Source organism: uncultured Sphaerochaeta sp. (assembly GCF_963676625.2).
In the GTDB taxonomy this organism is placed as follows: domain Bacteria; phylum Spirochaetota; class Spirochaetia; order Sphaerochaetales; family Sphaerochaetaceae; genus Sphaerochaeta.
The window spans coordinates 1-9,060 of sequence record NZ_CAXXYB010000012.1; the positions used below are offsets into that span (position 1 = coordinate 1).

Sequence of the window (9,060 nt, forward strand, 5' to 3'; positions counted from 1 at the left end):
CAGGGATGATCCGCCAATTTGGTAACATTCTCGCTGCTGAGGAATCCCAAAGAATCGACATCAAGCAACTTTTTCATCTGATCATCCGTATACTTGTAGGCAAACAAGTCCTCGGAAGAATCGATATCGGTGCCGAAGTAACAGGGATAGAGGAACTTTGGAGCCGAGGACCTGAAATGAATCTCTTTCGCTCCGGCATCCCTCAATAGTTTTACTATTCGCTTGCAGGTGGTTCCCCTGACAATGGAGTCATCGATAAGCACGACTCGTTTGTCCTTCACTGTGGCGATTATGGGATTCAACTTTATCCTCACCGTATCCTCACGGTCACTCTGGCTTGGCTGGATAAACGTCCGCCCTATGTATTTATTCTTGATGAATCCCAAACCAAACGGAATTCCCGATTGCCTGGAATAACCAATGGCTGCATCAAGTCCGCTATCGGGAACCCCTACCACTACATCCGCCTGGGCAGGATGTTCCAAAGCCAAAAAAGAACCGGCCCTCAATCTGGCCGAGTGGACATGGACCGAATCGACGATACTATCAGGTCGCGCAAAATAAATCAGTTCGAATACACACAAGGAGGAAGGCTTTGTCTTGCAATGGGTCTTTATGCTCACAGGTCCAGTCTCGGAAACTGTCTTGGAATCGATGACAACAATCTCACCTGGCTCGATATCCCGTACGAAGGTAGCCCCGACGGCATCGAGGGCACAGCTTTCCGAAGCAAAGACATATCCATCGCCAATAAGGCCCAGGCAGAGGGGTCGAAATCCCCAAGGATCGCGCACCGCTATGAGTTTCGTGCTGGACATGACTAAAAGCGAATAGGCTCCCGCAATCTCTTCCATCGTTTTCTCGATGGCCTTTTCTATGCTGGGACAACACAAACGGTTTTTGGTGATGATATAGGCAATGACCTCGGTATCGCTGGTGGTATGAAAAATGGATCCAGTCAGCTCCAGTTCATCACGCAATTCCGCGTCATTGGTGAGATTCCCGTTATGGGCCAGGGCCATTCGCCCCTTTCTGTGGGTAATCACCAAGGGTTGCACATTGGTACGGGATTCCTGGCCAGTCGTACCATACCTAGCATGTGCAATCGCCATGGTACTGCCAGAACCCAAAGGCAAGGATCCCGGGGCGAATACGTCCCGGACCAAGCCGTTGTCTTTATAGACCGAAATAACTCCATCGTCATTCAAGGCGATGCCACAACCTTCCTGGCCACGATGCTGCAAGGCATTCAACGCGTAGTAGGAGAGCGCGGCAACATCTTCATTCTTTTCGGAATACACTCCAAAAAGTCCACACTCTTCATGAATTTCGGACATGTTATACTCCCATCAGGCGTTTGAGAATTTCTTTATAAGCATCCTCGACATTCCCCAGATCTCTTCTGAAACGGTCCCTTATCCAATTTTGTCTTGGTCTTGCTATCCCAGAATCTGCAGGTATCAGGAGAAATTTCGTCAGCAAGGATAATGGTGCCATCAGCTGTCTTGCCGAATTCAAGCTTGAAATCGACCAGTTCGATACCAAGATCGAGTAGATAAGCACTGAGGATAGTGTTAATTCTGAGACTATAATCGGCAATGGTCGCCAGGTCCTCATCCGAAGCCAGGTTCATTGCCTTGATGTGATATTCATTGAGCATGGGATCGCCCAACGCATCACTCTTATAGCAATATTCCAAAACGGTGGAGGATAGTTTCACGCCTTCCTCAAGTCCGAGACGCTTGGCCAGGGAACCTGCTGCGATATTGCGGACAATGACCTCCAAGGGAACTATTGTTACACTTTTTACGGCAGTTTCCCGATCATTGAGCTCTTCAAGGAAATGAGTCGGAATACCTTGCTTGGAGAGAAGCTTCATAAGGTGGTTGCTTACCCTGTTGTTGATGGACCCCTTGCCTTCAATAGTTCCTTTTTTCAATCCATTGAATGCCGTGGCGTCATCTTTGTACGATACGATATATACCCCAGGTTCATCGGTAGCATATACTTTTTTAGCTTTCCCTTCATACAATTGCTTGGTCTTGACCATCATGAATCTCCCTTGAGTAACGGAAAATAGAAGCCTCTAGTGGGCTAAAAATAAAACAAAGCCTTATTTTATAAAGCTTTGTTCAAGTTTTTCATTCTTTTTAAGAACCGCTTGTTCCATGTCAAGTCGGCTTTGGGTGAGCTTGGAACTCAAAGTGGCATCCCCCAAGGCAAGTATCTGGATCGCCAGCAAGGCTGCGTTACCGGCTCCGTCTACGGCTACGGTCGCAACAGGAATTCCCGTAGGCATTTGTACCGTGGAAAGAAGGGCATCAAAACCTCCGAGCGAAGCAGAGATGGGCACTCCTATCACAGGCAAAATGGTATTGGCGGCCAAGACTCCTGCAAGGTGGGCAGCTTTGCCTGCCCCGGCGATGATTACCCCATACCCATGGCTGGATGCAGTCGATGCAAACTCAATTGCCTGGCGGGGAGTCCTATGCGCTGAGTATACATGGGCATCGTAGGGGATCCCAAATTCCTCAAGAATCCTGAAGGCTTTTTCCATCAACGGCAAATCACTGTCACTTCCCATGACAATGGCAACTTTCATCATCGGCCTGTTCCTTTTCGATTGAATGGTATATAGGTACAATACCGAAACGAGGAAAATAATTGCAATTCAAAACACTACATTTTTACAACAAACCCGTAGTACTCATCAGCAGGAAATTGGATTTATGCAACATATTTAAGTAATTTTATATCGAATATATCAATTTTTGCAACAAATTCACCCTATTCAAGATGCAATACTTGCTGAACGAGAAGTACCGCATCCTCGATGCAAAGAGGACAGGACCGCAAGGGAATTCCGCTTTCGATACCTCTGAGTTCCTTGCAAACAAGGCTGTGGTTCTTCTCCTGAAACAGGGAGACCAGCTCCTTGGACAGTTCATAAGTCCTGACCTTTGTCAGATTCTCTACAGATCCGCTGCTTGTCAACAACGAAGCGACGGCAACAGCTCCACTAAGAGCCCCGCAGGTTGCCTCCATACCACCCATCCCAGCTCCAAAGCCTTCCATGACAGAAAACAACGTCGGTTCGTCAATGGAGAGAATGGGCAAAAAGGCACAAGCTACCGACTGTGCGCAATTATAACCGCTTTCATGATATTCCTGAGCCCTGTCCACATAACTTTTTTCCATGCTAAAACCTCCAAATCAAGACAACAGAATAAATCGTCAATATTCCATATTGTTCTTTTCCAGATAATAGGAATAAGAACCTTCATATACATTCAACTTACCATGATCGATCTCAGAATACCCGATTGGCCAAGTGACGAAGGAAATAACGGTCGTGGCTGACAATCATGATAGTTCCCTCAAAACGACACAACGCTTCGAGCAGGACTTTCCCTGCTTTGGATGTCCAAATGGTTGGTAGGTTCGTCCAGAATCAGGAAATTGACAGGAACTGCAAGCATGCAAGCCAGCATCACCCTGCTCTTTTCACCACCGGAAAGCACCGAGATCTTTTTATCCGAATCGTCGCCGGTAAACTGGAAGGAACCCAGGATATTCTTGACAGAACTGATGGAAGCATAGGGAATGCGGTCCGAGACTTCTTCAAAGACACTCCTGTTCGGATTCAATACATCCGAGGAATATTGGCTGAAATACCCGAACCGTACGCTGGCTCCAAGTGTCACTTCTCCTTCACTGGGAGCAGTCTGACCGGTAATCACCTTAAGCAAGGTGGATTTTCCGGCTCCGTTTATCCCAGTCAAGGCAATGCGATTGCCTCGCATAACAGCCCCGTCAAGACCTGAAAAGACTTGGTGATCTGGTTTTCCCGAAATCTCCCAGGCTTTGCCCAGATGGGAAAAAACGACAACCTGGTCCCCACTTCTCGGACATTCGGGAAATTGGACTGACATATTTTTCGGATCGGAAGGAAGGGTTATCCTTTCGATCTTATCCAAGGCCTTGACCCTTGACTGTACCAAGGAGGCGTGGGAAGCACGAGCCCCGAACTTTGCTATTGAACTCCTCGTCCTTGGCAAACCGGGCTTGTTGCCTATTGTAGGTCGCAACAAGCTGTTCCCGTCTCATCTCACGTTCCTTGAGGTAATAATCATAATTGCCACTGTAGGTGGTAACATTTCCCCCGGCAACTTCCACGGTCCGGGTACAGAGCCTGGTCATGAATTCACGGTCATGGCTGGTCATCATCAGATCACCCTTGAAATTATTGAGCCACTGCTCCAACCACACGATCGATTCAACATCAAGATGGTTGGTCGGTTCATCCATAAGCAGCACATCAGGATTCAATACAAGGATCTTGGCCAGGGCGATACGCATTTTCCAACCACCGCGAGAAATGCTCCACTGGTTCATGGTAACGCTCGGGACCTATACCGAGTCCGGTAAGCACTGCCTCCGAACGATACTCCAAATCATATCCCTCACGAGCAAGGACCTCAGTCTGCAATTCACCATAAAGATCCATATCGGCATCACTGAGAGGCTCTGCCACAGGATCGGCCATCTGATGTTCCAATTTGGAAAGTTGCTGCCCGATCTCATACACAGAACCAGCCCCTGCAAGCACTTCCTCGAGGGCACTACGGCCGGATAATTCTCCGACATTCTGTGAAAAATAACCAATGACAGTACCGGAATCTACCAAGAGGACGCCATCATCTGGCTTCTCTTCCTCTGCAATCACTTTCAAAAGGGTTGTCTTGCCCGCTCCGTTGGGACCGACCAGACCAATCCTGTCCCCGGGACGAATCAGTAAATCGGCGTTGCGCAAAATACTGCGATCGCCATACGCTACATTGATACCGCTAAGTTTGACCACGAAATTACTCCTGAAAGTGCCAACTGTAACAGAATGAAAGCAGTTTGTCACCCGGATGACTAAGCACGGCCTCTTATCCTATACTCATTTGCAGAGGAACAATATTACATGGACGGAAAGAAAAGAAGCACCATACACGCAGGATTGAGAGTATCAATAGAGCTCAAGGCAGACCAAAGGACAGGAAAGCGCACCGAGGGAATCGTACAGGATATACTTACCAATTCCCCGACCCATCCGCATGGAATCAAGGTAAGACTTGAGTCAGGATTGGTAGGAAGAGTACAGGAAATCCTTGACTGACCGCTACGAGAAAACCCCGTAGATTGCGCTCCCGCAATGGACACAGCAACCATTTTCAATTGCCTGGATACTCTTTTTATCATACGAGTGTGACGTCATGAGACAAGTATCGCAGGAGGGGCAATAGGTAGCATCCTCTCGACTGCTGTTTCCCCCATATATATAGGGAATCGCAGAAAGTCTGGCTTGTCCTAGCATTTCCAAAAGATACGCTTCCGAGGTCGGCTTTCCAAAAGAAAATCGGTAACACGGGAAGAAACGGCTCAGATGCCAGACTTGGACACCAAGCTCTTTCAGATTTTTTCCCAAGAAACCAATCATTTCTGGCGTATGAAAATTTTCCATGATCATCGTGGTTACTTCCAAATGAACTTTTTCCTTGAGAATATAACTGATTGCATCAAGGACAGGCTCAAGAGACCCTCCACAGATTTTGGGTATAGAATTGGGCATCTCCCTTTACATCGATATTGAAACCATCCATCAGAGGAACAATTCGTTGCAGGGCTTCAAGGGAAAAGGATCCATTGGTAACCATGATATTTTTCAGATGATGCTTTCTGGCAAGAATGGCAGTCTCTATCATGTATTCCTGCCATACCAGGGGTTCACTATAGGTATAACTGATAGAAGGGCATCCCGCTTCCAAGGCAAGTTGCACAAGTTTTTCCGGTTTGATTTGTTCTTTCAAAAAGGAATTGCGATACTCTTTTTGCGAAATGGTATAATTCTGGCAAAACCCACAGGTAAAGTTGCATCCGAACAACGCAAGGGAAAAAGTCTTTGAACCTGGAAGAAAATGATACAGGGGTTTCCTTCTCGATGGGATCGACAGCCATGGCAGCAATTTTTCCATACCCCTCAGTGACCAAGATTCCCCCTTGGTTTCATACGAACAGAACAGATACCCGTCTTGCCTTCGGCTATAGAGCAATGTCGCCAGCAAAAATCACAGGTTACGCCGTTCATTGATCATCCTCGGAGAAAACAATTGCCTGAAAGGTTTCAAACCTGCATGCAGGATATTGCCAGGAATTTGGAGCCAACCCCGCTTTCAAACAAAGATTTTCCAGCATTTCTTGTTTCCCCCAGCCTTGTTCGGTAGCAACCTGGGGTAAAAAGACTGCTCGACTGAATCCCAGGGTAAGCAAGATACCATCTCTTCCCGGTACAAAAAGGTCCAGGGAACCAATTTCCCTGGGAGTTGTGAGCACCGAGATCTCTATAGTCAGGTTGTCCAACTCTCCTATTTGCACCGAGGGAAAACGCGGATCATGGAAGGCTGCCTCGATAGCGAGCTCCTTGACCATCTTATACAAGGGTTTCGTCCCTATGATATTGCCGATGCAACCCCGTAGCCTATTTTCCGAGTTTTTTTCCTTCAGGGTTACAAACACTCCATGATGAGAGGCTTCCAAAGACTTGGGCAGTGGAGTTTCCAAAAAAATTCCATTCTCACGCTGTTCTTCTCCAAGGGCACTGCCTATGGTCTTCCTTGCCAAAATCAGTAATAAGGCTTTTTCCTTTGTATCCATATTCAACTCCATAGGATGGTTGCATAGGCAACAAATTCATCCTGGTCACTTGCATAGACTTCATTGGATGTATAATAGTCAACAAGCCTTCCTGTCGCCTTGAGTTCAGCGGCAAGAGAAGCCACGATTGAGCTGGCAGCAATGCCAAAGACAGTACTTTGGTGTTTTTTACAGAAATCCATAGCCTGTTTAACGTTGCCAGAAGCCAGTAATGAAGAAAGGACACTATCATCTTTTTTCACTTTGTCCTCAATTGTAGGCATGGAATCTCCTGCAAAAGGGGTATGACCGAATCGACGTCCATAATGGGTAAAATCACTGCTGGCAATTACCAAGGTCTTTCCCGATAGCAACTCAGCTTCCCCTAGTTCATCAATCAAAGTCAAGGCTATCTCCCTGGCCCGGTCACTGCTGGTAAGATGAGAAACCAAGGCGGTGCACACAGAAAGGTTCTGTCCCTGTTTCGCAATCCAGGCAAGATAGGGCAAAACCATTTCAACGGCATGTTCGTTTTCTATTGCTTTTTCTCCTCCTTGCTGTCCGGACGAAAGAGAAAACGCATCAAGGTTACCCAAGGGTGTCTCATATCCAGTAAAAGACCCCAGTATTAGTTCATCAGAATTCAATGCAATATAATGAGAGGGCGCCAAGATCAGGATCCGTTCAGTCTGGGGTGGAAAATGAAGGAAGAAAGGAGCTATTCCCCGCTGGGAAAAGGCAAGTCCTGCATGAGGTAGAATTGCAAACCTACTCTGGGGATAATCCGTTTTCTCCCTGTTTTTCGCGGGTTTTCGATTCTTGCAAGGAATTGGAAATCAAGAGTTCCAGTTCAGCATCCTCACGAGGATACCAACTACCTGCAAAGATTGCATGTCGGAGCCGGGAAGTACCGTTTTGGAAAACCATTGGAACCTTCCTTGCAGGAAACACAGGGGTTTTCCTGCTCTTTCCATATTACTGCAAAGCTGAAAAAAAGCAAGGAATCAAAAAACAACCAAAAATTCCGACAACAAGAGGACTACCGTCCACCGGAGGAAAGAAAAAAATAGAAGACAATATGCTACAAGAGGTCACCATATAGCAACGTTATATGGTAAAATTATTGACAGCAAATACAAAATTGGCGAGAGATTACAATGAATGTAAGATTGGCTACGATGAATGACCTACCACAACTAAAAGTGGTATATGAAAAAATAATTGATACCATGAACAAGAACAATATCCAGATCTGGGATGAGATATATCCCTATGAGGTTTTTGGTGAGGACATCGAAAATGATCGTCTGTATGTTTTAGTGGAAAATAATGGAAATAGCTGCAGCTTTTGCCTTATGCAATGAAAATGCAGGGGCAGATTATGTGACATGGAAAAACAAACAGGAAAAGGCAGTATATATTGACCGCTTGGAGTCATGTCAAGTATTCAAGAGAAGGAATTGGCAGCAGGATGCTTACCGAGGCCATTGCACTTGCAAGAGCAAAGGAAGCAAGTATTTGAGGCTTTTTGTCGTGGACAGCAATGAACCTGCCATAAACCTCTACAGGAAAAATGGTTTGAAAAGGTTGCGGGAATCTATGATGAAATAATTAGTGAAGATCTTATATTGCATGAATTTGGATTTGAAATAAAAACGTCAATATAAGTATTGAAGCCTATTTTCTTGAATCAAATTGACGTACATTATCGCTGGAGACCTTCAGATGTTCTTCCATGCTATCCTAGCCTGAACTACATCATGAGCCTCAAGCGCATCATAAATCTTCTTGTGCCGGGCAATGGCATCGCTTACCCCGCCTGTATGATTATTCCTTTTCCCCATGTAGTCCCCGAGCAAGGAAGTAAGTACTTCCACAAACAAGGTAAGCAACTCGTTGCCGCTTGCTTCTGCAATGGCAATATGAAAGGAAGCATCAAGCCAACCCTGACTTTCAAGGGCAGCGTCGTATCCTGAAATTTATCGAGAATTTCTTTCATGCAGAGCAATTGTTCTTTCGTGACGTTTTTTGCCGCAAGTTCAACAGAGGATATTTCCAGGATTGCCCTGACTTCAGTCAAGTCATTGGGTGAAATGTTATCTACTTGCATAATCCGGTTGACAGCAGTCATGACGGTATTGGCTCAGGTTTGGTAAGGTAGGCTCCGGAACCATTCTTGAGCGAAACAAGCCCACGCTCCTGCAATAGTTTCAAAGCCTCCCGTACGATCGGCCTGCTTACGTTATATTGCTTGGCAAGCTTCATCTCAGATGGTAATTTCTCGGAAACCCTCGCAGAGGAAGAGGCAAGTATCACTTCTTCAGATGATCCGCTACCTGCTGGCTCAAGTTGACCCGAGAAAGGGAAAAATCAGAAACATCC

Annotated in this window: 15 protein-coding genes and 1 pseudogene; 2 read left to right on the forward strand and 14 right to left on the reverse strand. The window is 46.2% G+C overall.

What is annotated here, in order from left to right:
* The 7 genes and pseudogenes from purF to ACHZBG_RS16360 all read right to left on the reverse strand — a co-directional run.
* Positions 1–1,337: amidophosphoribosyltransferase (gene purF / locus ACHZBG_RS16330; protein WP_320130528.1), on the reverse strand; the 1,337-nt coding region annotated here is incomplete at its 3' end.
* A 1-nt stretch (position 1,338) separates the two neighbouring features.
* Positions 1,339–2,050, reverse strand: a pseudogene (gene purC, locus ACHZBG_RS16335) (phosphoribosylaminoimidazolesuccinocarboxamide synthase).
* 63 nt (positions 2,051–2,113) lie between these two features.
* Positions 2,114–2,605, reverse strand: a complete 492-nt coding sequence (gene purE / locus ACHZBG_RS16340) for a 5-(carboxyamino)imidazole ribonucleotide mutase (RefSeq protein WP_320130529.1) — start codon at positions 2,603–2,605, stop codon at positions 2,114–2,116.
* 182 nt (positions 2,606–2,787) lie between these two features.
* Positions 2,788–3,198 (reverse strand): C-GCAxxG-C-C family protein, encoded by a 411-nt coding sequence (locus tag ACHZBG_RS16345; protein ID WP_320130530.1) that lies wholly within the window; start codon positions 3,196–3,198, stop codon positions 2,788–2,790.
* Positions 3,199–3,377: 179 nt separating this feature from the next.
* Complete coding sequence (locus tag ACHZBG_RS16350) at positions 3,378–3,977, reverse strand: ATP-binding cassette domain-containing protein (protein WP_394699418.1); 600 nt, start codon at positions 3,975–3,977, stop codon at positions 3,378–3,380.
* Positions 3,970–4,359: a hypothetical protein gene (locus ACHZBG_RS16355; RefSeq protein WP_320130532.1), complete on the reverse strand. Its 390-nt coding sequence runs from the start codon at positions 4,357–4,359 to the stop codon at positions 3,970–3,972. Before ACHZBG_RS16355 ends, ACHZBG_RS16350 begins: the two co-directional genes overlap by 8 nt.
* Entirely contained in the window at positions 4,319–4,861 is a 543-nt protein-coding gene (locus tag ACHZBG_RS16360) for an ATP-binding cassette domain-containing protein (protein WP_320130533.1), read from the reverse strand. The genes ACHZBG_RS16355 and ACHZBG_RS16360 overlap by 41 nt, the downstream gene beginning before the upstream one ends.
* A 108-nt stretch (positions 4,862–4,969) precedes the next feature.
* Between ACHZBG_RS16360 and ACHZBG_RS16365 the strand changes: the two genes are divergently transcribed.
* Positions 4,970–5,164, forward strand: coding sequence for a YwbE family protein (locus tag ACHZBG_RS16365; RefSeq protein ID WP_320130534.1), 195 nt, complete (start codon positions 4,970–4,972; stop codon positions 5,162–5,164).
* 3 nt (positions 5,165–5,167) lie between these two features.
* Here the strand turns inward: ACHZBG_RS16365 and ACHZBG_RS16370 are convergent, their stop codons facing one another.
* From ACHZBG_RS16370 to ACHZBG_RS16390, 5 genes are all read right to left on the reverse strand, one after another.
* On the reverse strand, positions 5,168–5,617 hold the full coding sequence (locus ACHZBG_RS16370; protein WP_320130535.1) for a hypothetical protein: 450 nt from the start codon (positions 5,615–5,617) through the stop codon (positions 5,168–5,170).
* Entirely contained in the window at positions 5,577–6,020 is a 444-nt protein-coding gene (locus tag ACHZBG_RS16375) for a radical SAM protein (protein WP_320130536.1), read from the reverse strand. Before ACHZBG_RS16375 ends, ACHZBG_RS16370 begins: the two co-directional genes overlap by 41 nt.
* Positions 6,021–6,129: 109 nt before the next feature.
* Complete coding sequence (gene amrA, locus ACHZBG_RS16380) at positions 6,130–6,699, reverse strand: AmmeMemoRadiSam system protein A (RefSeq protein ID WP_320130537.1); 570 nt, start codon at positions 6,697–6,699, stop codon at positions 6,130–6,132.
* A 2-nt stretch (positions 6,700–6,701) separates the two neighbouring features.
* Positions 6,702–7,508: an AmmeMemoRadiSam system protein B gene (amrB, locus tag ACHZBG_RS16385; protein ID WP_320130541.1), complete on the reverse strand. Its 807-nt coding sequence runs from the start codon at positions 7,506–7,508 to the stop codon at positions 6,702–6,704.
* A complete protein-coding gene (locus ACHZBG_RS16390) occupies positions 7,447–7,605 on the reverse strand; it encodes a hypothetical protein (protein WP_320130538.1) in 159 nt (52 codons plus the stop codon). Before ACHZBG_RS16390 ends, amrB begins: the two co-directional genes overlap by 62 nt.
* A gap of 230 nt (positions 7,606–7,835) precedes the next feature.
* On the opposite strand from ACHZBG_RS16390, the gene ACHZBG_RS16395 reads away from it, so the two are divergent.
* Entirely contained in the window at positions 7,836–8,042 is a 207-nt protein-coding gene (locus tag ACHZBG_RS16395; protein ID WP_320130539.1) for a hypothetical protein, read from the forward strand.
* Between the two features lie 357 nt (positions 8,043–8,399).
* On the opposite strand, the gene ACHZBG_RS16400 is transcribed toward ACHZBG_RS16395, so the two are convergent.
* Together ACHZBG_RS16400 and ACHZBG_RS16405 are read right to left on the reverse strand one after the other, a co-directional pair.
* Positions 8,400–8,657 (reverse strand): FCD domain-containing protein, encoded by a 258-nt coding sequence (locus ACHZBG_RS16400; protein WP_320130542.1) that lies wholly within the window; start codon positions 8,655–8,657, stop codon positions 8,400–8,402.
* Between the two features lie 148 nt (positions 8,658–8,805).
* Positions 8,806–8,943, reverse strand: coding sequence for a GntR family transcriptional regulator (locus ACHZBG_RS16405; protein ID WP_320130540.1), 138 nt, complete (start codon positions 8,941–8,943; stop codon positions 8,806–8,808).
* Between the last annotated feature and the right edge of the window lie 117 nt (positions 8,944–9,060).

Coding starts and splice junctions, on each gene's coding strand:
- ACHZBG_RS16390 (WP_320130538.1), bottom strand. CDS start 7,605: ATGGTTTTCCAAAACGGTACTTCCCGGCTCCGACATGCAATCTTTGCA.
- ACHZBG_RS16370 (WP_320130535.1), bottom strand. CDS start 5,617: ATGCCCAATTCTATACCCAAAATCTGTGGAGGGTCTCTTGAGCCTGTC.
- purE (WP_320130529.1), bottom strand. CDS start 2,605: ATGATGAAAGTTGCCATTGTCATGGGAAGTGACAGTGATTTGCCGTTG.
- amrA (WP_320130537.1), bottom strand. CDS start 6,699: ATGGATACAAAGGAAAAAGCCTTATTACTGATTTTGGCAAGGAAGACC.
- ACHZBG_RS16355 (WP_320130532.1), bottom strand. CDS start 4,359: ATGCGTATCGCCCTGGCCAAGATCCTTGTATTGAATCCTGATGTGCTG.
- ACHZBG_RS16375 (WP_320130536.1), bottom strand. CDS start 6,020: ATGGAAAAATTGCTGCCATGGCTGTCGATCCCATCGAGAAGGAAACCC.
- ACHZBG_RS16405 (WP_320130540.1), bottom strand. CDS start 8,943: ATGAAGCTTGCCAAGCAATATAACGTAAGCAGGCCGATCGTACGGGAG.
- ACHZBG_RS16395 (WP_320130539.1), top strand. CDS start 7,836: ATGAATGTAAGATTGGCTACGATGAATGACCTACCACAACTAAAAGTG.
- ACHZBG_RS16345 (WP_320130530.1), bottom strand. CDS start 3,198: ATGGAAAAAAGTTATGTGGACAGGGCTCAGGAATATCATGAAAGCGGT.
- ACHZBG_RS16365 (WP_320130534.1), top strand. CDS start 4,970: ATGGACGGAAAGAAAAGAAGCACCATACACGCAGGATTGAGAGTATCA.